A 21796-nucleotide genomic window follows, 5' to 3' on the forward strand; every position below is an offset into this window, starting at 1 on the left:
TCTTAGAAAACCCTATCTGTGTAAACGATTCTTGATTCTAGCTTTGGCAGACTTATTCCTGGTTGGTTGGTTGCCGACTTCCGAGGTCTTTTTAAGAGCCCTTGAGGATAGCGTACCCAAGGCCCAACTTGCGCAAATGTCACGTACGAAATTTGGCGGAATCATTATTTTGGGTGGCGCGATTGGGGGTGGTGAAATTGCCCTAGATCGTGGGGAGATTTCGATTTATTCTGCTGCTGAGCGTATCACCAAGGCTTTTGAGCTCATGCGTCGATATCCAGAGTTGCCTTTTATCTTTAGCGGATTCTCTGATCGCCTCTCTCCAGTGGGAATATCTGAGGCAGATGCCTTTAAGCGATTGGTTATAGAGCAGGGTTTATCAAGAGATAATGCTCATTATGAAAATCAATCTCGCAATACCTATGAAAACGCCCTGTTGATGAAGCCGATGATCTTGGTTTTGGAGGCTAAGGACCTTAATAACTCTGACATAACCCCCAAGCCTTGGCTGTTGATTACTTCAGCATCCCACATGTACCGATCATTAAAGGTTTTTCAAAAACAAGAAATTGAGGTAATTCCGGTTCCAGTAGATTACCAAACTGGTCTTCGCTTGCATTGGGAGAAATTTGACCTGGCGGCTGGTATGCAAAATTGGAATAAATTGATGCACGAGCTTATTGGTCTTTTGGGATATTGGATTACCGGAAAGATTTAGCTGGGGTAGAAATTCGGTAAAATAAAATCCAAATGAACATGGCTAAAAAAGCCCCTGTGGGACACGATGCACTACCCACCCAGACTTCCCACGCTTTAGCTGCTGGGTCCTCAATTTCTTATTCCGCTGATCATCTAGCAAACCAATTCCTTGTTGCCATGCCTGGGATGGTCGACCCCAATTTTGCAGGTTCAGTCATTTATCTTTTTGAGCATACTGAACGCGGTGCAATGGGCTTGGTGATTAATCGCCCAACTGAGCTGGATGTGGGTGCTTTATTTGAAAAAATTGAGGTCAAGCTGGAGGCTGAGCCAGTATCTGAACAACCGGTCTATTTTGGTGGTCCAGTACAAATCGAGCGGGGTTTTGTCTTACACGAGCCCACCACAGAAGTGGCTTACAGCTCCTCCTTAGCAGTTCCAGGTGGCTTAACCATGACGACATCTAAAGATGTACTTGAGGCCGTGGCAACAGGTTCTGGGCCCAGCAAATTCTTAATGATCTTAGGTTATGCGGGTTGGAGTGCGGGCCAGCTTGAGGAGGAGATCACTCTCAATGGCTGGATCAATGTTCCCTTATCCCAGCAGCAAATGAGTGAGATTATTTTCAACACCCCCTCTAGCCAGCGCTACGAGAGGACGATGAGTCTTTTAGGTTTTGATCCATCCCATCTTTCTGGCGAGGCAGGGCATGCCTGAGGGTATTAATAAGAGCGTAGAGCGGACGGTCATGGCCTTTGACTTCGGGACGAGACGTATTGGCGTTGCTGTTGGCAATACCCTGACCAAAGCTGGCCAGCCATTGAGGATTATTGAGGAGCCATCTGAGGATGTGAGATTTAGGGCTATTCAAACCCTCATCAAAGAATGGCAACCAAACCAGTTGGTTGTGGGGTTGCCATGCCATCCTGACGGGACTGAGCATAAGATGAGCGCCAAGGCCCGTCGCTTTGGCAACCAGCTGCATGGACGCTTTCAGCTGCCAGTGGAGTGGGTGGATGAGCGCTATACCTCCGCTGTTTTAGAAGGCGACCCTGATATGCGAGAGAATTTGGATGCCGAGTCTGCGGCCTTGATTTTGGAGCAGTATTTTCTTGAAAAGAATTGGATTAGTTGAGATGAATGCAGAGCAGTCCTATCTGAAATTACTAGAGACTTTGAGTCAGCGCAAAAAGTCTGGCGATTCATTTGAATTGGCTGGTCTTGCAATGGGCGGGGCTTGGATTGCAGAGCGCTTGGCTGCAGATTTAAATCTATCTCACTTTGGTGTAATTAATGTGGCGTTTCATCGAGATGACTATGCTGAGAAGGGTATGACAGCGCTTCGTACTGCTAGCACGATGTCTACTCACCTTCCTTTTGAGGTCAATGGTGCAAACGTCATTTTGATCGATGATGTTTTGCTTACTGGTCGTACGGTTCGTGCAGCCCTTAATGAGTTATTTGATTTTGGTCGACCTGCACAAGTACAGTTAATGGTGCTAGCCAATCGCGAGAAACGTGAGCTACCAATCTCTGCTGATTTTGTGGGGGAGCAAGTTAGCGTCCCAGATAATCAAATATTAGTTTTAGAAAAAGATGATGCTGGCAAGTTCGGCTTCCAATTAGAGGCGCGTACAGCATGAGCGTAGATATCACTTCAGCAAATACTCCATCGAGTAGCCATGTAAACCAATTTAATAGTAGTGGTGAGTTAACCCATCTCCTCACCTTAGAAGGTTTACCGAAAGAGCAGATTTTGCATATTTTGGACACTGCTCAGCAGTTTGTTAGTGTGACTGACCCTGCTAGAGAAGTTAAAAAAGTGCCATTACTTAGAGGCAAGAGTGTATTTAATCTCTTCTTTGAAAACTCTACCCGCACTCGAACTACTTTTGAGATCGCTGCCAAACGCTTATCGGCTGATGTGATCAATCTTGATATTTCAACATCTTCAACCGCTAAAGGCGAGAGCTTGTTGGATACGATTGATAACTTAGTGGCGATGCAGGCAGATATCTTTGTAGTGCGTCATAGTGTTTCTCGGGCGCCGATTGAGATCGCTCAACATATTCCTGCGCACGTCCACGTAGTCAATGCTGGCGATGGTAGTCACCAGCATCCTACACAAGGCCTGCTTGATATGTATACGATGCGCCATTTTAAGAAAGATTTTAGTGGGCTTAAGGTCGCTATCGTTGGCGATATCGTACATAGCCGTGTTGCTAAATCTAATATCTGCGCATTGAGAACTTTGGGTTGTACTGATATCAGGGCTATTGGTCCTGAGAGTTTGCTGCCAAGTGACTTAGATATGCTTGGGGTTAAGGTCTTCCATAGCATGGAGGAGGGTCTCAAGGGTGTCGATGTTGTGATGACCCTACGTATTCAGAAAGAACGCATGGAAGCCGGTCAGGTGCCTGAGGGTGATTCTTTCTTCAAGCAGTATGGCTTAACTCCCACACGCCTAGCCTTGGCCAAGCCCGATGCCATTGTGATGCACCCAGGCCCAATGAATCGCGGTGTAGAGATTGATTCATCAGTAGCAGATGGACCTCAATCCGTCATCTTGAATCAAGTTACCTTTGGTATTGCAGTGCGTATGGCGGTGATGTCGATTGTGGCAGGGAATTAGAGTCAATTTATGACCACGCCAGCCATTTTATAAAGATGTGCCGTCTTTAACCTCTTTAAATTTAGCAAGAATGGTCTTCGCCATTTCATCATAAGAGAAGCGACTCTCAATGAATCTTCTTCCTGAGGCCGCAATATTCTCAATTTTATGCTTATCCTTCAGTAGTTGAGAAAGCGATTGCTTGAATTCATCAACGTTATTAAAAAGAATTAAGTTCTCATTATTAATTAGCTCTGGATGGAGCTCATCGTAATTGTCGGAACATAGAATTGATCCTGAAGCCAAAATTTCATAAGGTCTCATATTAATTCCGCTTTGAGCCTCTAATGCATTTTCTGGCTTTGCAATAATGCTAAGCACGACTTTAGATGAGTTGTAGAGATTATTTAATTTTTCCCCATAGCATTCAATGCCTTTGATTGCCTTAAGGAGTGAGGGTTTAGATAAAGCAGGCGCTACCCACCTTGAGCCATAGAGGCTAACTTTACTGGTTACCTCTAATGCCGCTAGAATAAATTTTTCTCGGTGAACGCTATGTTTTCCAACAAACGAGATATCAATAGGCTTTTTAGTGTCAGGTATATGGCGGAATTCATTATGGTCAACCGCATGTGGCAAATAGCTTGTATTTTTAAAGCCTAGCTCCTGTAGGATTCTTATCGCAAACTTGCTGTAAGAAAAATACCAATCAAGATTCTTCGAAAATAAAGCCAGTCGCTTGGGGTCTTGAACTGGGTCAACAAGCCAGGCAATCTTAGGGGCATTAATTTGGGTGAGTGTTGATTCTGAATAATGAATGCCATGAATAAAAAATACATAATCAGGATTATTTTTTTTGTAAAACTTAACGAGCTCAGTGTTGAGATAGTTCCAATGTGTTAGCGGGTGATTGGAGAAAAGAAATTTTCCCTTTTTAAGAAGTCTAAGGTTGTGTGCCCATTTATTAATGGCATGAAATACGTATTTATCAACCCAATGGTGATGCTCATTTGCTAGAAAGGTAATTGTTTCTACCCCTGCATTTTCAAAGCCCTTTTTTAGCCCTGGAACGATAGCTGGCTTAGACTGATAAACAATAAGTATGCGGGTCATAAGGGGTGAGGCCTTGGTGGCGATGATTGTGTAAGTTTACAATGCCATTCAATACTTCTTTTGCTGCTTAGAGAACCTTTTAATCACTGCCAGAGGCTATATGAGGCTTGTAAAGTATTTTAAAACCCTGAAATTGATGTTTCGGTCTCTTAGCCATATTGTGGATATGGATGAGGTAAAGGATTTAGAGCCTTTTTATTCGAAATTCCGGGCCAGTCCCTCTGACAATGTCAATTCTAAAACCTTGGATCTAGGGTGTGGAGGCGTCCCTAGAAATCCATTCCAGGCAGACCTTCTTTATGGGATTGATATCCGAGATAGCGCTAATCCTAACATTGCTAGAGCTGATCTTGCGCAAGAGAGAATTCCCCATGGTGATGCCTCCATGGACTACATTACTGCATTTGATTTTATTGAACACGTCCCCCGGGTTGTTTATTTGCCTCAAATTCGCTATTCCTTTATAGAGTTAATGAATGAGGTTTATCGCGTCCTCACTCCTGGCGGACTCTTTTTGGCTCAAACACCTGTATATCCGTTTTCTGCATGCTTCACAGATCCAACTCATGTCAATCCAATAACGAGCGAAACGTTTTCTCAATATTTTGATGATCAGTGTCAGTGGGGGAGAATGTATGGATTCAATGGCGCCTTCAAGATAGAGAGTCAAGTTCGTCATTCGACTCATTTAATCAGCCTTCTGAGAAAAGTTTGAGCTTGGTGAGGGACATTGAAATCAAACCTAGGGTTGACTCCAATAATGTATTGGTGCTTTACCATTACTTTGAAAAAGACCAGTCTTACATTGATAACTTTGCCCATTTTTTGAGATTTGGCTACGACTCAAGTCTAAATTACTTAATTATTGTTGCTGGCGAATATTCAATTGAACTACCTGCTTTAGATAATATTGAGTATCTATTCACTGAAAATAGAAATTTTGACTATGGTGGTTATTGTGCGGCCATAAAAAATTTAAACCTATGGCAGCGGTACGATTTTTATTTCTTTATTAACTCATCTGTACGCGGCCCATTTCTTTTGGGGCACTGTAATCAAAAATGGACCAAGCTATTTATTGAGAATTTTTCGAATGATGTTGGAATTGTCGGATCTGTTATCAGTACCACTCCCTGTGAGCATTCTATTGCAAAGATGTACTATAAAAAGTATGGGGTGCTTGATCGAAATGAGCAGTTCTTGGGCCATGTTCAAACTACCTGTTATGTATTGAGTCGCGATGTTCTCAGTCAGCTTATTGAAGATGGTTTTTATGAGGGGTTTGATGAGCTTAGTAAGGATGAAACGGTTCGAGATTATGAAATTCGCCTCTCTCAACTCATTTTGGATATGGGTTTGAATTTGCGATGTATGCTTCCAGAATATAACCAGATCGACTATCGAGAAACCTTGGTGGATATAAATCCCACGTCAAGAGAGGGTGATAGCGGTTTTGAGGGTTCTTATTTTGGGAGGAGTGCTCACCCTTATGAGGCCATCTTTATCAAGACAAGTAGAAATACTTTTTCTGATGGAGATCTACAGCGTTTTGCATTTTCAATGTCAGCTCGAAACGCGGCTAATATCAGCTTAGTTCGGCAAAGTCTGTTCAGTGCTTATATTCAGAAAATTCAATCTTGCGCATTGAATGTCGATACAAAAACTAAGCCTTATCGGAAAAAATCACTTAAATCCTTTTTTAAGGGATTTAAGTGAACTAGGTTTACTTGCAAAAGTAATCGGCGATTTGTTGTTTAAATATTCTTGGCTCATCTTGCAGCCATTTTCTATAAGCGCCAAAATCTGCATAGTGTTTTGGGAAGTTTTCCATCACATCCTTAGCAAGTTCGCCAAAGTCTTCCACAAAGTTTGGGGCGCTACTATCAAATTTGTATTGCGATGGTATTGGTAGGTCAACTGCGTTTCCAGCTGAACCTAGCTTCCCGGTAATTAGGCAACATCCATGCATTGCTGCCTCACGTGGCATACGATCTCTACCGGGATGATGTCCAAAATCAATGTATAGCTTTGCGCTGTAAAGTTTTTCAGAGAGTTGATCACGATTTAAACCTTTAAGAGGCAGGAATTTCCATTGAGGGTAGCGCGCAATCAATTGTTGTGTAACTTTCCAACCCTTAGTTGGGTTGTACAAAATAATATTTTGCTTGTGATCAATCTTGTCTAGAAATTTATCAGTGAGGAAATCTTCATTGATGGAGTCAATCAGTGGAATGGGATCAATGCCACAGGATCTTAAGTATTGAGTTGAATGTTCAGTCTGCGAAAAGTGTAGGAGACTCTTGAGGTTTTTTGCGCCACCCCAGGGTCTGCGTCTTTGAAGAACTCTTTTGAAATAGCGCACGCGATCATGAAGTGGCCAGATATGCCGGCGCTCTAAGAAGTTTTCCAGAGATAGCCACCACAGAGCTGCTTTTGCATACTTCACTTTGAGTGCAAGCATTGGATCTACTTCAGGGAAGATGATCAGGTTGCCTGGTACATCCTCATAGGGGGCTGACTGAGTTTGGTAGCGCTCGTAAGGAGCTGGGGGCTTTGCAGCTTCTGAGAATGGGAGATAGCACATGTAGGCTGGTAAACCTAGGCTATTCATATGTGCCGTTAGTTGGTGCAGTGCTTCAGGGCCGCCGGTAACAGCACCAGCTGGGCAAACCACTAATATCTTTTTATAGTTATGCATCTGAAAGTATTTGAATCTCAGTAAGTGATATTTAAGACTGTGCTGAATCTAATTGCCTATAGAAGCGCCAAGTATCCTCGCACATTCGCTCAATTCCATGTTTTGCTTCCCAGCCTAGGACTGTTTTAGCTAAGTCTGAATTTGCATAATACTCCGCCAAGTCTCCAGATCTTCGCTCTACTAAATCGTATGGAATACTCTTGCCGCTGACTTTCTCAAAGGCCGAAATCATTTCAAGAACGCTGTAGGGTTTTCCGGTTCCCAGGTTCACTGTAAGGGCGCCAGGGTGATCCTCCAGATACTGCAAGGCGAGTAAATGGCCTTGAGCTAGATCGTGTACGTGGATATAGTCCCTGAGGCCGGTGCCATCTGGTGTTGGGTAATCACTTCCAAAGACCTTTAATTTTGGGAGGATGCCTAAGGCAATCTGGCCGATATAGGGCATTAAGTTATTGGGGGTGCCAACTGGATTCTCGCCAATTAAGCCTGATAGATGAGCTCCCACAGGATTGAAGTAGCGCAAGCAGGCGACTCTAAGGCCGGGGTTAGCTTTTGCTCCATCCCTGAGTATCTCCTCAACCATAAGTTTTGTGCGGCCATAGACATTAATAGGAGTGGTAGGCATACCCTCTTGGTATTGAGTAGCCCCTGGCTCTCCATATACGGTTGCAGAAGAAGAAAATACAAAGGTATCTACTTTGGCCTTAATCATTTCTTCTAGGAGGGTGATGCTGCCGACCACATTATTGTCGTAATACTTAAGCGGCTCGCTTTGGGACTCGCCAACTGCTTTTAATCCCGCAAAATGAATGACTCCATCAATAGGATGATTTTTAAAGATATCGCGTAACATGGGGCGATCTCGAATATCACCTTGGTAAAAAATAGGAGCTTGAGAGCTAATCTTTTGAATGTTACTAAGGGTGATTGCTTTGCTATTACATAGGTTATCCAGTATCACAACTTTGTAGCCGTTCTCTTGAAGGGCCACTACAGTATGTGAGCCTATGTACCCGACCCCGCCAGTGACCAAAATTGTCTTCATGTTTCTCTTGATATTAAAAGTAAAGGGGCGCTAAGTTCCTAATGGTATTCTCATGAGATGCGGCCTTACAGGGCTAAAAATATATTAATTAGGCATTACATTATTTCCATAAATAATAATCCTCTGCAACTGATGATCGCAGTAAATTTATAAAATACCTATGAAACTCAACTTAAATCACGCCTATACAAAGCTAGACTGGTTTGTCATATTGTGTGTTTTCATGTTCCCGGTGACGTTTTTAACGGTCCGACACGGCGTCCATGTTTCTTTATTTGCGCTTGTACTTTTAGCTGCATACCACTTTTGGAGTGCTAAAGCGCCAAAGATCGAGTGGAATTATCCGATCGACCCCTTCATTCTCCTGACATTTGCAGGATTATTTTTATCGGTTTTACTTTCCCAAGTATTTCGGGGTGCCATGCACTTTGCTGCATTCGATGGCCCTTCCCGAATCTTGCTCGCAGGCTTAGTCTTCCTATTGCTCAAGAGTTTAAATATTCCCTATATAAGAATATTGGAAATCGCAATCCCACTGGCACTCATTTGCATTTTCGGGATTATTGTTTTGAGGCCTCTCGATCCCCATTGGATGGGTAGGTACTCTATGTATTTTGTTGATCCAAATACTTTAGGATCGCAAGCTTTTATTCTTGGCCTCCTATCACTCCTGATGATTAGCTGGGATGGTAGGCAGTCCAAAGCATTAATGGTTTTACAGGTCCTAGGCGGAATACTTGGCTTATATGTTTCGGTTGGCTCAGGCTCGCGCGGTGGTTGGCTTATCGCGCCTTTTATTCTTTTACTTATTTTATTGTTGAGGTTTGGCGATATTTCCCACGCTAGTAACCTCCAAAAACAAAAAATGTGGTTACAGACGCTTGCGATTTGCATTGGCATCTGTTTTGTATCTTTAATAGGATTTTATTTTTCAGAGAAGTTATCAACTCGAATTATTAGTGGTTATTTTGAAATCCTACATTGGTTTACTGGGGCCAATTTAGATACATCTGCGGGTACTCGGCTGAGTATGTGGAAGTTTGGTTTTCAGTTTGCTAACGAGAGCTTGCTCTTTGGTTACGGCGAAGAGAAAAATATGATGCAGGTTTTGCAGGGTAGCCCGCTTAATATTGCCGCAAATGAAACCGCCATCAACACCATGGCATTAACTGGCCCGCACAGCGATATTCTGAGTAAGCTCTTATCTGCAGGGCTCTTTGGATTGGGTGCCTACTTGAGTCTTTTGCTTGTGCCATTTTCTATCTTTTGGAAGCGTCGCAACGCCCTTGATTTCAACGTAAAGCAAGCAGCCAGAATTGGCCTTTTTTATATCACCGGCATATTTATTGCAGGGCTATCTAATGAGCAGTTGTCTCTTAAGTACTTATGTACTTTTTATGGGATGATGGTTGCTGTGCTATTGGCGCAGGTATTCCATAAGCCTTCAGCAGGGCGCATAAATTAATGTGGCTTTGAACTATGGCTGATGCAAAAGTTATTCTTTTTTCTGACTCGTCTATTAATATTGGTGGCCAAGAGTTGCAAGCGTTGCAGCAAATGCGCTCACTCAATGCTCTGGGCTATGAAACAATTTTGCTATGCAAGCCCAACAGCGCAATTGTCAGCCGCGCAAAGAATGACGGTTTAGCGGTTCAGGAAATTCGTTTTCGGAATGCTTTTCATATACCAAGTCTGATGCAATTATTTAGTTTAGTTAAAGAAAAAAGTCCTGTAGCTATGTTTTGTCATGGCAGTCATGATGCTTTGATTTGTGCGCTAGTGGGTATGGTGCAAGTTCTTCTTGGCCGTAAGCGCATTCCTGTTTTCCGGGTAAAAACTTTCCAGCATGGTTATCCGCTATCTTTTGCATATAACTATTTGTTTTCAGGAACGGTTATTCCTAGCCACTATTTACGCTCACGTTTTTTGGCAAATCTTGCCATCATCCCCAATAAGCTCCAGGTGGTTTATCCTGGGATTGATTTTTCAGCGCTGGATTGCTCAACTGATCCACTGCCCGATCATGTTTTGAATTGGCTAGATGCTCACCCAGGTCCGGTTATATCGCATGGAGCAATTCTGCGGAGTGAAAAAGGTCACAGCACGATTTTGAAGGCTCTTGTTGAAGTGAAGAGGCACATTCCAAATGTGCGCTATTTAATTGCTGGAGAGGGGCAAGATAAGCCGTTACTTGAGGTCGAGATTGTAACGCTTGGATTGACTGAGAATGTACTGCTAACCGGGATTTTAAAAAAGATTGCGCCATTGCTTAGAAAGAGCGATCTCGCAGTGCTGCCCTCCTTGGTTGAGCCTTTGGGGATGTTTCAGATTGAGGCGCAGTACTTGGAGGTGCCCACGATTGCAAGTAGGGTTGGCGGTATTCCTGAGACTATGCTAAATCAAGAGACTGGCCTCATGATTGAGCCTGGCAATGTTGAGCAGTGGGCTCAGGCCATCATCTGGATGTTATCTAATCCAGAGCCTGCAAAGCAAATGTCAAAAGCGGGAAAGCGAATGGTTGTTGATAAATTTTCTCTTGATGCGAATACTCAAAGCCTAATTAGCTTATTTGAAAAAGCGTAATTAAATCCATTCAAAGGCATTATTTTTTCTGAGTCCATGTATGGACATCCCATGCTCTTTCACTTCATTTCGACTAGCTTCTGCTTGGTGTTTTTTCGCTTGAATCTTGGCTAGCTTTCTTTGTATCCAGCTTTGATTTAGTAGTTTGTAGTTGTAGCGATTAGCCAGACCATCTTTTTCTGCGAGCCCTCTTTCTTGTTTCATTGTAGTTTGGGTAATTGAGCCGAAGTGGTGTAACCACGACGCACCAGTAATCGCAGTTTGAATATTAGACTTCTTGAGTTCATTAAAGAACAGGGTATCTTCGTAGCCGAGGAGTTTGGGAATTGGTTGAAAATAACCCACGTCCATCCATACCGAGTTATGAATAGCGAGGCATACAGCATGCTTGCTGCCAAAACGATGTACATCCCTCATTTCTTCGCTAGCTTTTAAATTGAATGCTTCAAAGTCATAATCAAGTGGCCCCTCAATTAATGCTGGACTAATGACCTTGAGATTTTTAGACTCTGCAGCATAAATGAGATTCTCAATCCACAATGGCGAAACCAGAACATCATTGTTCATGATGATGCTCCATTCGCTTTGAAGTGCTAGCGCACCTTGATTCCAAGCGGTTCCGCAACCGAGGTTGGCGGAGTTCAAGATTCTTCCGCCCAAAGGCAGTGTGGCAAGATAATCGCGAGTCCCGTCAGTGGAGTGGTTGTCCACAACTACAACCCTATCTAGGGGGGTGCCATGCTTAATCATGCTATCAATGCACATTTTTGTGTATTCAACAGAGTTGTAGCAGGCAAATGTCAGGCTGTATTTATTAGGATTCACGATTTAATTGGGGTAATGTTTTGTTAAAATGCTCATACAAGTATGAGTTCCAGGTTTTATGGGTTTAGCCTCGATTTAAGAAAACTCTCACTTATTCTTATCGTATTACATTTCGCACTTCATTTATTGGTAAACCATGATTTTAATAACAGGCGGCGCCGGATTCATTGGAAGTAATTTCGCCCTTGATTGGCTTGCCAATCCTCAAGCTGAAGGCGTGATTAATCTTGATAAGCTGACTTATGCTGGTAATTTGGCAAATTTAGCAACGCTCGAAGATGATTCCCGCCATACTTTTGTTCATGGTGATATTGGCGATAAGGAGCTGGTTGCTAAGTTGTTAAAAGAGCATCAGCCACGTGCAATTGTGAATTTTGCTGCTGAAAGTCACGTGGATCGATCCATTCACGGCCCTGCAGAGTTTGTCCAAACCAATGTGCTGGGCACTTTTAATTTATTGGAGTGCGCAAGAGAGTATTGGAATGGCTTGGATGAATCAGCAAAGAAAGCATTTCGCTTTCATCATGTCTCCACAGACGAGGTATATGGATCGCTGTCATTAACTGATCCTGCTTTTACTGAAAAAAATCCCTATGAGCCTAACAGCCCTTATTCCGCATCAAAGGCTGCCTCAGATCATTTAGTCCGCGCTTGGTTTCACACCTACGGTTTTCCGGTTGTTACTACCAATTGCTCTAATAACTATGGCCCTTATCACTTTCCAGAGAAGTTGATTCCCCTAGTGATTCTTAATGCCTTGAACAGCAAGCCACTGCCAATCTACGGTGATGGTCAGCAGATTCGTGATTGGCTTTATGTTGGAGATCATTGCTCCGCAATTCGCGAGGTGCTCTCTAAAGGCAAATTGGGTGAGACTTACAATATTGGTGGTTGGAATGAAAAAGCTAATATTGAGGTAGTAAAAACCATCTGCACTATTTTGGATGAGCTAAAGCCCCGTTCTGATCACAAGTCTTATGCGGAGCAAATTACTTTCGTAAAAGACCGTCCGGGGCACGACCGTCGTTATGCGATTGATGCGAGCAAGGTAGAGCGTGAGTTAGGTTGGCGTCCCACGGAGACATTTGATACAGGCATTCGTAAGACTGTGCAGTGGTATCTGGATAACCCGGTCTGGGTGGAGGAGGTCGTCAGCGGTACCTATCGCGACTGGTTGCATAAGCAGTACAGCTAAAAGGTTCAGCCCTCAATGAACATCCTGGTATTTGGTAAAGATGGCCAATTAGGTAAAGCTTTCCATGTTTTGTTGAGATCACTATTACCCACGTTGGCAGATGAAACAAATATCCAATATATTGGCCGTGCCGAATGTGACCTTGTTGATGCAGCAGCATTGAGTTCTCTTCTAAATCAATTCCAACCCAGTCTCATTATTAATACCTCAGCGTATACTGCTGTTGATAAGGCGGAGTCTGAGCCGGAATTGGCATTTGCAGTAAATACAACAGCGCCTAAGCTAATGGCTCAATATGCAGCAGAGCACGAAGCCACTTTTTTGCATTACTCCACAGATTATGTTTTTGATGGCGAGAAGTATGGCTTTTATCTAGAGGATGACATGCGCAATCCTCTGGGTATATATGGAAAGAGTAAGGCTGCAGGAGAAGAGGCGATAGCCGAAGCATTTGCAAGTAAGCCCCCTGAAAGTATTGGTCAATATGCAATTTTTAGAACAAGCTGGGTCTATGGCGATGGCGGCAACTTTATTCGCACGATTTTGCGTCTAGCGAAAGACCGAGATGAGCTCAAGGTGATTGAAGACCAGTATGGTGTTCCTACCAGCGCTCAGTGGCTTGCCCAAATAAGTTTAGGTTTGGCAATAGATGCAAAAGGGCGCTTGAGTGCATTCCCGTCAGGTATTTATCACGCTGTTCCTGCTGGTGAGACTAGCTGGCATGGATTGGCATGTGGGGCCGCCCAGGCCGCTATAGATGCTGGAGTGGTACTAAAGGCGTCTCCTCGGCTTATTAAGCCTATTCCTGCAGTGGAATACCCTTTGCCGGCCCCAAGACCCATGAATTCACGTATGTCGACAGATAAGCTGGCTAAGGTATTTAGCACTCAAGGCAATATGTCAAAATTGGAGCTACTAAATCAGCCCTGGGATGGGCTTGTTCGATCTTATGTCCGCAATTTGGCCAAAGATGGACTTATCTAGAAAGAGCGAGATGGCAGCAAGTCAGACGAATCGTAAAGGCATTATTTTGGCAGGGGGCTCGGGCACTCGTTTATATCCAGTTACCCAGGCCGTCTCTAAGCAGCTTATGCCTGTATATGACAAGCCGATGGTGTACTACCCGTTGACTACTCTGATGCTGGCAGGTATTCGGGATATTTTATTAATCTCCACTCCGCACGACACTCCTCGATTTGCAGAATTACTTGGTGACGGTTCGCAATGGGGCTTGAATATTGAATATTGCGTGCAACCTTCACCAGATGGTTTGGCGCAAGCCTTTACTCTTGGAAAAAACTTTGTCGGCAATAACCCAAGTGCCCTAGTGCTTGGCGATAATATTTTTTATGGCCATGAGTTGGTAGATCAACTGGATAGTGCAAGTGCTCGCAATGCTGGTGCCACCGTATTTGCTTATCACGTCACTGATCCAGAGCGTTATGGTGTTGTTGAATTTGATAAAGACTACAAAGCACTTTCCATTGAGGAAAAGCCTCTAAAACCCAGAAGCAGTTATGCGGTAACGGGCCTATATTTTTATGACAATCAAGTATGTGATATTGCATCCACGATTAAACCTAGCGCTCGCGGTGAACTAGAGATTACTGATGTCAATCGCGTTTACCTTGAGAAGAATGAACTCAGTGTAGAGATTATGGGCCGTGGTTTCGCTTGGCTTGATACTGGTACACATGATTCATTGCTAGATGCAGCAGGCTTTATTGCTACCTTGCAAAAGCGCCAAGGCCTCATGGTGGCTTGCCCTGAAGAGATCGCTTATCGTCAGGGTTGGATTAGCGCAGAAGATGTTCAAAGGGTTGCTAACCAACTAAGTAAGAATAGCTATGGCCAATACTTAAATAAAATTCTCAATGAGCTCAGCACCTCTGCAAAACCAGTTTCTTTATCTAACAAAAAGATGATTGGATGAATACCTCATTGAAGCTACAAGTAAGCTCTACTGCCATTCATGATGTATTGATCATCGAGCCAAAAGTATTTGGTGATGAGCGCGGTTGGTTTACAGAATCTTTTAATGCGCACGATTTTGCGCTTGCTACTGGGTTGAATGTCGATTTTGTTCAAGATAATCATTCCTTTTCTAGGCAATGGACCTTGCGCGGTTTACATTATCAGCTTGAGCAGACGCAAGGCAAGCTGGTGCGCGTTGTAGCTGGAAGTGTCTTTGATGTAGCTGTAGATATTCGCAAAGATTCGCCTTCCTATAGCAAATGGGTTGGTGTGGAGTTGAGCTCTCAAAACCATAAGCAAATGTGGATTCCACCCGGCTTGGCGCATGGTTTCTTGGTTTTGTCGGAGACTGCCGAGTTTCTATATAAAACTACGGATTACTATCACCCTCAAAGCGAGGCCTGCTTGGCTTGGAATGATCCTAGCGTTGGTATTCAATGGCCATTACCGCAGAGTATCGCTCCTAATATGAACGCCAAAGACTCTGCTGGTCTATCGTGGGATGCTGCACCCAAGCTCTGATTGAACTTAGGTGTATTTGCAAAAGATAAGATAATGCTCGCATGAGCGCCTCTCCTAAAATCCTGTTAGTAAAACTCTCATCCCTAGGGGATGTACTGCATAACTTGCCGATTGTGTGGGACTTGCGTACACGATTGCCGGACGCTCAAATTGATTGGGTGGTCGAAGAGGGGTATGTCCACTTACTTGAGCCCTTATTGTCTCGAGATGCTTTTCGAGGAATTGATCGCATCATTCCCTTCGGATTGCGGCGCTGGAAGAAAAATCTTCTTAGCCTTGCTACTTGGAAAGAGTTTTTTGAATTTAAAAAATTGCTACAAGCAAGCTCTTATGATATTTTGATAGAAACTCAGGGCTTGCTAAAGTCTGCCATCGTTTGCGCCTTGACTAAGAAAAGTTCTAATGCTGTAGTTGCAGGCCTTGCTAATGCAACAGAATTTTCTGGATACGAGCCTTTGGCTAGATTTTTCTATAACCAGTCAGTGCAGGTTCCTACGCAGTGTCATGCGGTTGATCGTTCACGCTGGGTGATGTGTTCAGCTTTAGATCTGCCATTGCTGGAGAGAAGTGATGCGCCTCAGTTTTATCCCAAAGCATTTGTAAAAAATATTCCAAGCGCTGTAATCCAAGGCTTGAAAGTACCCTTTATTCTTTGTTTTCATTCGACTGCGCGTGAGGCGAAACGTTGGCCCAATGAATTTTGGGTTACTCTCGGAAAAGAATTATCCGTTCGTGGCTATCAGATGGTTTTCCCTTGGGGTAGTGCCGCTGAACATTCTGTTAGTCAATTACTAGCTTCGCAAATTCCAAATGCACTGGTGCCCCCAGCTTTTTCAATTGAGGATGCTTTTTCGGTAATTGCTGACGCTGCTTTAACGGTGGGGGTAGATACTGGTCTGACTCATTTGGCAGCGGTATTGGATAGGCCTACTGTAGAGATTTATTGCGATTCACCACGTTGGAAAACGGAAGGCTATTGGTCCGATCGAATTTGTAATGTGGGCGATATTCAAAATCCACCCAGCGTTCAAGAGGTTCTTAACGCATCCTTAAAGCTTCTAGATCAAGCTTAAATATTGACTGATTTTTGGCTATTAGCGCAGCAAGGTATTGATGGAGATGAGATCCTCATCTGATAGTGCTGCCGCATGCGCCTTTAGTTTTATGGCATTCAGAATTGTGTTGTAGCGTGCTTGCTGTAATTGTGAGCGGGTAGTGATGACAGTATCTAATGCGATTAACACATCAATGTTAATTAAGGTTCCGACCTGAAATCCCAGCTTGCTTGATTCAAGTGCTGAAGAGGAAGAGCGCTCAGCCGCCTCAAAGGCTTTGATGCTGGCTAGACCACCATAGAAGCCAGTAAATGCTGCGCGGGTACTTTGGGCTGCGGTACGGCGTGCATTGTCATAGTTTGCCTTTGCTGCATCTAGGAGAGCAGCATTCTGACGAATGAGGGAGCTGTTGTATCCACCTGAGACCAGGGGGATAGTCATCTGTAAAGCAATAGTATTGTTATAAATATTTGTTTGTGATGGAGTTAAGCTATTCGCTGTTCCATTAGAGGTGTTGTAGCCAGCCGTACCTACAAAATTAAGGGAGGGATAGTTCAGCGCTTGCGAGGCTTTATAGCTACTTTCAGCTAGGCTGACAGATAACTGACCAGCCAGTACATTAAAGTTTGCAGCTTCCGCTTGATGTATCCAATCCTCAAGGGTTTGGCCTTTTGGTAAATGTGGATTTACGCTATCTGTAATTGGAATGCCATTACTGCCCTTTGTTTTAGAGCGAGGGTCTTTAAGAACGCCATCAATCTTAGCCTCTTTAGTCAGCGGCTTTAAGGCACCCACAGGACGACCAACCAATTGCTCTAATACACCGCGTTTGACAATTAGATCTGCTTGAGCAGCAATTTCTTGAGAATTAGCAAGGTCAAGAGCTGCTTGTGCGGTGTTGACATCAACAATGGTTGCCAGTCCAGCATCAAACTTGGCTTGAGCAATCTCTAGTTGCTGTTTGATAAGCCCTTTTTTATTGCGATAGAGCTCTACGTTATCTTGGCTAGTGAGCGCATCAAAGTACGATTGTGAAACACGAATTATTAGATCTTGTTGCGCCAAGTAAAAGCGCATATCCGCAATCTTGGTATTGAGGTCACCTTGTTTAAATGCCTCAAATGCTGCCATATTAAAAACAGGTTGGGTCAGTGTAACGGTATAGTTTTTTTGGTCATATACCCTAGAGCCTGTTACAGCCCCAGCGGGCGCATTACCTGCGGTATGTTGGTAATACCGAGTGCCGCCAGGCACCGCATTTGCTTGCGGCAGTAATAGTGACAAGCCTTGCCAGAAAAGTTCTTTACTCGCCTGGTAGTTAAACCGAGCCGCATTGAGGACGGGGTCGCTGAATGCGGCTTCTTGGTAGAGTCGAATTAAATCAGTAGCCTGGCTAATATTAGCTGTGCTGTTAGCGCTGACATTAGACGGCGCTTCATTGATCGGAATGGCTTGCTTTGGCAAAGCGACCATCTGTGGTGGCATGTCTAGACCTACTAAAGACTGTGCACTCACAGGGGTTGGCAATGAAGGTTTGGCCCCATTAGCGCTTTGCGCTAGTACTGCGTACGGATAGACTCCGAGTCCGAACGCCTGACCCAGGATTACACCAAAACTGGTTAACTGAGAGAGGCGAAAACGTGTCGATGTCATCTAATTCGGGTACTTTTCAATGTGCCTGAAGTTTAAGGCTTATTTGACTAAAGCGCTGGATTTAAGCCTTATTTTGCCAAATCCTAGGATCTGCTTCATCTATCTATAAAATTGCGCCTATGGATCTAATTTTGCTAGCTAAAGCGATAGTACTGGGGGTAGTGGAGGGCTTAACCGAGTTTTTGCCAATCTCCAGTACGGGCCACCTGATTTTGGTTGGTGATTTACTCGACTTCAATGATGAGCGTGGAAAGGCTTTCGAGGTCATTATTCAGTTTGGCGCGATTTTGGCAGTTTGTTGGGAGTTCCGAGAAAAGCTCTGGAAGGTTGCCTCTTCGGCTCGAACAAGTGCCATCTCGCAACGCTTCATTCTCAATCTAGTGATTGCCTCTATTCCAGCGATGGGTTTGGCGTTCGTATTTGGCAAATACATTAAAGCTATTTTGTTTGCGCCCATTCCAGTGGCTTCTGCATTTATCGTTGGTGCGCTGGTAATCTTCTGGGCGGAGCGCCGTCAGCAAAAAGTCATTTTAAGCAAATCACGTATTCAGTCGGTAGATGATCTCACCCCAATGGATGCTTTAAAGGTCGGGCTGGCGCAATGCGCTGCTTTAATCCCAGGAACTTCTCGTTCAGGTGCAACCATTATTGGCGGCATGTTATTTGGTTTGCCGCGTGCAGTTGCGACTGAGTTTTCTTTCTTCTTGGCCATTCCTGTAATCGGCGGTGCAACTGCTTACGAACTTCTCAAGCTTTGGAAAAATCCCGTTTCTTTATCTGGTGATTTTACTTGGGCGATTGTAGTTGGTTTTATCTCCGCTTTTATCTCCGCTTTCATTTGCGTGCGCTGGTTGATTCATTACGTTGCAGGACATAATTTCATTCCATTCGCTTGGTATCGCGTTGTCTTTGGTGTGCTGGTATTGGTGAGTGCATACACCGGCCTTGTAGCCTGGTCCAACTAAACTAAGAGAATGCAAATTTATAGACGCTGATTGGAATAAATATGGATGTATCAATTGATGCTATTACCAATAATATTCAGCTGGCATTAGCCCCAGTCTTTTTATTGACCGCAGTAGCAACTTTAATTAATGCGATTTCTGCTCGCTTGGCTCGATCAGTGGATCGTATGCGCGCTATTCAGCACCGAATTCAAGAGGGCAGCATTCAGGATCAAGACATGCTGGCCCATATGATGAAAGAAGCGAATGAGGCAAAGGTAAGGGGACGTCTTTGTACAGCTGCGATTTTCTTTGATGTATTAAGCGGTGTATTTATTTCCTTAACAGTTCTAGAGCTATTCTTCTTTCAAGCGGGCGCAGTTCGATCATTACAAGCTACCTACGTCATTTGGACCTTCGTATTGGGCCTCATATCGTTTATGACATCCTTATCTATTGTCTTGGGTGAAGTGGTGTATGCCTATCGCTCGGCTGGATGGAATACGCCTTTCCCAAAATAAAGATATTTCTATAGTGACTTCTTCTAGAACAGATCGCATTCGCTCTTTTGTATTACGTGCTGGTAGAACCACTGCTGGCCAGCAGCGAGCTATTGATGAATTGGGCCCTCAGTTCTTAGTGCCATTTCAGGAGACCGTATTGGATCTTCCTCAGGCTTTTAATGGCTCTTCTCGTCCAAAGATATTGGAGATTGGTTTTGGGATGGGTGAGACCACCGCCAAAATTGCTGCCTTGCGTACTGAGGATGATTTTTTGGCAATTGAAGTCCACCCCCCAGGAGTTGGCGCTTTACTAAAGCTGATTGGCGAAAACCAGCTCACCAATCTACGCTTGATTCGTCATGATGCAGTTGAGGTGCTAGAGAAGATGATTGCGCCAAATTCTTTGGATGGTATTCATATTTACTTTGCAGATCCTTGGCACAAGAAGCGTCATCACAAGCGCCGTTTAATTCAGGCAGAGTTTGTGAGGCTGCTAGTCTCTCGGCTTAAGCCTGGCGCCTATTTGCATTTAGCTACCGACTGGCATAACTATGCCGAGCAAATGCTCTTAGTATTGAATGCAGAGTCTGACTTGGAAAATACCTCTTCTGATCAAATACGCATTGAAACTTTTTCAGCGACTGATATTGCTAGTGAAATTGAGCTTGCTAAAGAGTCTTTTAAAGAATTCAAGCCTACTCTTGAGCAACTCGAGGCTAAGCATTCTGGGTATGTGGAGAGACCTGCATATAGACCAACTACTAAGTTTGAAACTCGCGGCATTAAGTTAGGACATGGTGTGTGGGATTTAGTCTATAAGAAAAAATAAAGTAGCAATGATGTCAAAAATAAAGCCGCTCACTTAAGCTAAAAGAGCGGCTTTATTAGTTTCTGATCTTGACTTACAAACCAAGACAAACGTATTTGAGTTCTAGGTATTCATCCATGCCATAGACGCTACCCTCACGCCCTAAGCCGGATTGTTTCACTCCTCCAAATGGACCCACTTCATTGGAGATGATTCCAGAATTCACGCCCACAATACCGTACTCCAATGCCTCTGCCGCTTTCCAGATACGACCAATATCTCGGCTGTAGAAGTAGGAAGCTAATCCAAATTGACTGTTGTTCGCTAATCTTATTGCCTCTTCATCGCTTTCAAAAGCAATAATGGGGGCAACTGGACCAAAGGTCTCTTCATGGGTAATGAGCATGTCATTAGTGACATTGGACAAAATAGTTGGTTCATAGAAAGTGCCCCCCAACGCAGATCGCTTACCGCCGCTGACCAGCTTAGCACCTTTGCTAAGTGCATCAGCTACATGCCTTTCTACTTTCTCAAGTGCGGCTTGCTCAATCAGTGGGCCTTGAGTGGTTCCAGCCTCCATGCCGTTACCCACTTTAATCGCTTCAATAGCCTTGGCAAACTTCTCCACAAATTGATCGAGCACATTCTTGTGGACATAAAAGCGATTCGCACAAACGCAAGTTTGACCAGAGTTGCGATATTTAGATGCCATTGCGCCAGAGACTGCCGCATCGATATCCGCATCTTCAAAAACAATAAAGGGTGCGTGGCCACCCAGTTCGAGGGCTAATTTTTTTACGGTAGGTGCGCACTGAGCCATCAAAATACGGCCAACTTCTGTAGATCCAGTAAATGATAGATGGCGAACTATAGGTGAGGCGCACAGTGTTTGACCAATCACAATAGATTGCTCAGCATCTGCCGTCAGAATGTTGATTACGCCTGCTGGTACGCCAGCACGTTGTGCAAGTTCAGCTAGGGCAAGAGCCGATAGCGGGGTTAGTTCGGCAGGCTTAATAACAATGGTGCAACCTGCTGCCATTGCTGGCGCAATCTTGCGGGTAATCATGGCAATCGGAAAGTTCCACGGAGTAATTGCTACGCAGACACCAATCGGCTGTTTCATCACGATGAGACGTTTATCGCTCCAAGTTGTGCTTGGAATAGTGCCTGCTACCCGTTTAGCTTCTTCTGCAAACCATTCAATAAATGAGGCGCCGTAAGTCACTTCACCAGTTGCCTCAACTAAGGGCTTGCCCTGTTCCAGGGTCATGAGGGTGGCAAGGTCTTGAGTATTCTGAATAATCAGATCAAACCATTTGCGCATCACCTGGGCACGCTCTTTGGCAGTTTTACTTTTCCATTCCTGAAAAGCGCCCTCTGCTGCATGGATAGCTAGTTCTACATCTTTGTTTCCAAGATTGCTTACTTGTGCAATGTACTCGCCCGTAGCTGGATTAGTAACGGCAAAGGTATTGTTGGACTTTACCCAAGCACCGTTAATGAAAGCATCTTCTTTAAATAAACCTGGATCTTTGAGTAAGGGGCGAATATCTATTTTTTGCATG

General features: G+C 44.1%; 23 protein-coding genes. 17 read left to right on the forward strand and 6 right to left on the reverse strand.

Annotated elements, in window-relative coordinates:
- Window positions 1-43: 43 nt before the first annotated feature.
- The 5 genes from FD975_RS01285 (at window position 44) to FD975_RS01305 (ending at window position 3331) form a co-directional block, all read left to right on the forward strand.
- Complete coding sequence (locus FD975_RS01285; protein WP_251371265.1) at window positions 44-718, forward strand: YdcF family protein; 675 nt, start codon at window positions 44-46, stop codon at window positions 716-718.
- A gap of 113 nt (window positions 719-831) precedes the next feature.
- Window positions 832-1416 (forward strand): YqgE/AlgH family protein, encoded by a 585-nt coding sequence (locus tag FD975_RS01290; protein WP_215303731.1) that lies wholly within the window; start codon window positions 832-834, stop codon window positions 1414-1416.
- Window positions 1409-1834, forward strand: coding sequence for a Holliday junction resolvase RuvX (gene ruvX, locus FD975_RS01295; protein WP_215302488.1), 426 nt, complete (start codon window positions 1409-1411; stop codon window positions 1832-1834). The genes FD975_RS01290 and ruvX overlap by 8 nt, the downstream gene beginning before the upstream one ends.
- Window position 1835: 1 nt before the next feature.
- The gene (gene pyrR, locus FD975_RS01300; RefSeq protein WP_215303733.1) at window positions 1836-2342 is read left to right on the forward strand and encodes a bifunctional pyr operon transcriptional regulator/uracil phosphoribosyltransferase PyrR; all 507 of its coding nucleotides are present in this window, start codon (window positions 1836-1838) and stop codon (window positions 2340-2342) included.
- A complete protein-coding gene (locus FD975_RS01305; protein WP_251371273.1) occupies window positions 2339-3331 on the forward strand; it encodes an aspartate carbamoyltransferase catalytic subunit in 993 nt (330 codons plus the stop codon). The genes pyrR and FD975_RS01305 overlap by 4 nt, the downstream gene beginning before the upstream one ends.
- A gap of 27 nt (window positions 3332-3358) precedes the next feature.
- Here FD975_RS01305 and FD975_RS01310 read toward each other — a convergent pair whose 3' ends face one another.
- Entirely contained in the window at window positions 3359-4423 is a 1065-nt protein-coding gene (locus FD975_RS01310) for a glycosyltransferase (RefSeq protein ID WP_215302489.1), read from the reverse strand.
- Between the two features lie 136 nt (window positions 4424-4559).
- On the opposite strand from FD975_RS01310, the gene FD975_RS01315 reads away from it, so the two are divergent.
- A complete protein-coding gene (locus tag FD975_RS01315; RefSeq protein WP_215302490.1) occupies window positions 4560-5138 on the forward strand; it encodes a methyltransferase domain-containing protein in 579 nt (192 codons plus the stop codon).
- 5 nt (window positions 5139-5143) lie between these two features.
- The gene (locus FD975_RS01320) at window positions 5144-6139 is read left to right on the forward strand and encodes a hypothetical protein (protein ID WP_215302491.1); all 996 of its coding nucleotides are present in this window, start codon (window positions 5144-5146) and stop codon (window positions 6137-6139) included.
- A gap of 7 nt (window positions 6140-6146) precedes the next feature.
- On the opposite strand, the gene FD975_RS01325 is transcribed toward FD975_RS01320, so the two are convergent.
- Window positions 6147-7121 carry a hypothetical protein gene (locus FD975_RS01325; RefSeq protein WP_215302492.1) on the reverse strand — a complete coding sequence of 325 codons (975 nt, stop codon included), beginning with the start codon at window positions 7119-7121 and terminating at the stop codon, window positions 6147-6149.
- A gap of 31 nt (window positions 7122-7152) precedes the next feature.
- Window positions 7153-8166 (reverse strand): UDP-glucose 4-epimerase GalE, encoded by a 1014-nt coding sequence (galE, locus tag FD975_RS01330; protein WP_215302493.1) that lies wholly within the window; start codon window positions 8164-8166, stop codon window positions 7153-7155.
- A gap of 160 nt (window positions 8167-8326) precedes the next feature.
- On the opposite strand from galE, the gene FD975_RS01335 reads away from it, so the two are divergent.
- Together FD975_RS01335 and FD975_RS01340 are read left to right on the forward strand one after the other, a co-directional pair.
- Window positions 8327-9631, forward strand: coding sequence for an O-antigen ligase (locus tag FD975_RS01335; RefSeq protein WP_215302494.1), 1305 nt, complete (start codon window positions 8327-8329; stop codon window positions 9629-9631).
- A 14-nt stretch (window positions 9632-9645) separates the two neighbouring features.
- Window positions 9646-10749 carry a glycosyltransferase family 4 protein gene (locus FD975_RS01340; RefSeq protein WP_215302495.1) on the forward strand — a complete coding sequence of 368 codons (1104 nt, stop codon included), beginning with the start codon at window positions 9646-9648 and terminating at the stop codon, window positions 10747-10749.
- Here the strand turns inward: FD975_RS01340 and FD975_RS01345 are convergent, their stop codons facing one another.
- On the reverse strand, window positions 10750-11574 hold the full coding sequence (locus tag FD975_RS01345) for a glycosyltransferase family 2 protein (protein ID WP_215302496.1): 825 nt from the start codon (window positions 11572-11574) through the stop codon (window positions 10750-10752).
- 136 nt (window positions 11575-11710) lie between these two features.
- Between FD975_RS01345 and rfbB the strand changes: the two genes are divergently transcribed.
- From rfbB to waaC, 5 genes are read left to right on the forward strand one after another with little or no spacing between them, the layout of a single operon-like run.
- A complete protein-coding gene (gene rfbB / locus FD975_RS01350; protein ID WP_215302497.1) occupies window positions 11711-12769 on the forward strand; it encodes a dTDP-glucose 4,6-dehydratase in 1059 nt (352 codons plus the stop codon).
- A gap of 15 nt (window positions 12770-12784) precedes the next feature.
- On the forward strand, window positions 12785-13753 hold the full coding sequence (gene rfbD, locus FD975_RS01355; RefSeq protein ID WP_215302498.1) for a dTDP-4-dehydrorhamnose reductase: 969 nt from the start codon (window positions 12785-12787) through the stop codon (window positions 13751-13753).
- 10 nt (window positions 13754-13763) lie between these two features.
- Window positions 13764-14702: a glucose-1-phosphate thymidylyltransferase RfbA gene (gene rfbA, locus FD975_RS01360; RefSeq protein ID WP_215303737.1), complete on the forward strand. Its 939-nt coding sequence runs from the start codon at window positions 13764-13766 to the stop codon at window positions 14700-14702.
- 8 nt (window positions 14703-14710) lie between these two features.
- Window positions 14711-15265, forward strand: a complete 555-nt coding sequence (gene rfbC / locus FD975_RS01365; protein ID WP_215303739.1) for a dTDP-4-dehydrorhamnose 3,5-epimerase — start codon at window positions 14711-14713, stop codon at window positions 15263-15265.
- A 41-nt stretch (window positions 15266-15306) separates the two neighbouring features.
- A complete protein-coding gene (gene waaC, locus FD975_RS01370) occupies window positions 15307-16338 on the forward strand; it encodes a lipopolysaccharide heptosyltransferase I (protein ID WP_215302499.1) in 1032 nt (343 codons plus the stop codon).
- Between the two features lie 21 nt (window positions 16339-16359).
- Here waaC and FD975_RS01375 read toward each other — a convergent pair whose 3' ends face one another.
- On the reverse strand, window positions 16360-17973 hold the full coding sequence (locus FD975_RS01375) for a TolC family protein (protein WP_215302500.1): 1614 nt from the start codon (window positions 17971-17973) through the stop codon (window positions 16360-16362).
- Between the two features lie 119 nt (window positions 17974-18092).
- Between FD975_RS01375 and FD975_RS01380 the strand changes: the two genes are divergently transcribed.
- From FD975_RS01380 to trmB, 3 genes are read left to right on the forward strand one after another with little or no spacing between them, the layout of a single operon-like run.
- Window positions 18093-18938: an undecaprenyl-diphosphate phosphatase gene (locus tag FD975_RS01380; protein ID WP_215302501.1), complete on the forward strand. Its 846-nt coding sequence runs from the start codon at window positions 18093-18095 to the stop codon at window positions 18936-18938.
- Between the two features lie 41 nt (window positions 18939-18979).
- Window positions 18980-19438 carry a DUF2721 domain-containing protein gene (locus FD975_RS01385; protein WP_215302502.1) on the forward strand — a complete coding sequence of 153 codons (459 nt, stop codon included), beginning with the start codon at window positions 18980-18982 and terminating at the stop codon, window positions 19436-19438.
- A 13-nt stretch (window positions 19439-19451) separates the two neighbouring features.
- On the forward strand, window positions 19452-20249 hold the full coding sequence (gene trmB / locus FD975_RS01390) for a tRNA (guanosine(46)-N7)-methyltransferase TrmB (RefSeq protein ID WP_251371305.1): 798 nt from the start codon (window positions 19452-19454) through the stop codon (window positions 20247-20249).
- Window positions 20250-20322: 73 nt separating this feature from the next.
- Here trmB and FD975_RS01395 read toward each other — a convergent pair whose 3' ends face one another.
- Window positions 20323-21795 carry an NAD-dependent succinate-semialdehyde dehydrogenase gene (locus FD975_RS01395; protein ID WP_215302504.1) on the reverse strand — a complete coding sequence of 491 codons (1473 nt, stop codon included), beginning with the start codon at window positions 21793-21795 and terminating at the stop codon, window positions 20323-20325.
- Between the last annotated feature and the right edge of the window lies 1 nt (window position 21796).

Source organism: Polynucleobacter sp. AP-Jannik-300A-C4 (genome assembly GCF_018688335.1).
Taxonomy (GTDB): domain Bacteria; phylum Pseudomonadota; class Gammaproteobacteria; order Burkholderiales; family Burkholderiaceae; genus Polynucleobacter.

Bases quoted from the DNA above. Each gene is read 5' to 3' on its own strand.
- ruvX (WP_215302488.1), top strand. From the start codon at position 1,409: ATGCCTGAGGGTATTAATAAGAGCGTAGAGCGGACGGTCATGGCCTTT.
- pyrR (WP_215303733.1), top strand. From the start codon at position 1,836: ATGAATGCAGAGCAGTCCTATCTGAAATTACTAGAGACTTTGAGTCAG.
- FD975_RS01305 (WP_251371273.1), top strand. From the start codon at position 2,339: ATGAGCGTAGATATCACTTCAGCAAATACTCCATCGAGTAGCCATGTA.
- FD975_RS01310 (WP_215302489.1), bottom strand. From the start codon at position 4,423: ATGACCCGCATACTTATTGTTTATCAGTCTAAGCCAGCTATCGTTCCA.
- FD975_RS01315 (WP_215302490.1), top strand. From the start codon at position 4,560: ATGTTTCGGTCTCTTAGCCATATTGTGGATATGGATGAGGTAAAGGAT.
- FD975_RS01325 (WP_215302492.1), bottom strand. From the start codon at position 7,121: ATGCATAACTATAAAAAGATATTAGTGGTTTGCCCAGCTGGTGCTGTT.
- galE (WP_215302493.1), bottom strand. From the start codon at position 8,166: ATGAAGACAATTTTGGTCACTGGCGGGGTCGGGTACATAGGCTCACAT.
- FD975_RS01335 (WP_215302494.1), top strand. From the start codon at position 8,327: ATGAAACTCAACTTAAATCACGCCTATACAAAGCTAGACTGGTTTGTC.
- FD975_RS01340 (WP_215302495.1), top strand. From the start codon at position 9,646: ATGGCTGATGCAAAAGTTATTCTTTTTTCTGACTCGTCTATTAATATT.
- rfbB (WP_215302497.1), top strand. From the start codon at position 11,711: ATGATTTTAATAACAGGCGGCGCCGGATTCATTGGAAGTAATTTCGCC.
- rfbD (WP_215302498.1), top strand. From the start codon at position 12,785: ATGAACATCCTGGTATTTGGTAAAGATGGCCAATTAGGTAAAGCTTTC.
- rfbA (WP_215303737.1), top strand. From the start codon at position 13,764: ATGGCAGCAAGTCAGACGAATCGTAAAGGCATTATTTTGGCAGGGGGC.
- waaC (WP_215302499.1), top strand. From the start codon at position 15,307: ATGAGCGCCTCTCCTAAAATCCTGTTAGTAAAACTCTCATCCCTAGGG.
- FD975_RS01375 (WP_215302500.1), bottom strand. From the start codon at position 17,973: ATGACATCGACACGTTTTCGCCTCTCTCAGTTAACCAGTTTTGGTGTA.
- FD975_RS01380 (WP_215302501.1), top strand. From the start codon at position 18,093: ATGGATCTAATTTTGCTAGCTAAAGCGATAGTACTGGGGGTAGTGGAG.
- FD975_RS01385 (WP_215302502.1), top strand. From the start codon at position 18,980: ATGGATGTATCAATTGATGCTATTACCAATAATATTCAGCTGGCATTA.
- FD975_RS01395 (WP_215302504.1), bottom strand. From the start codon at position 21,795: ATGCAAAAAATAGATATTCGCCCCTTACTCAAAGATCCAGGTTTATTT.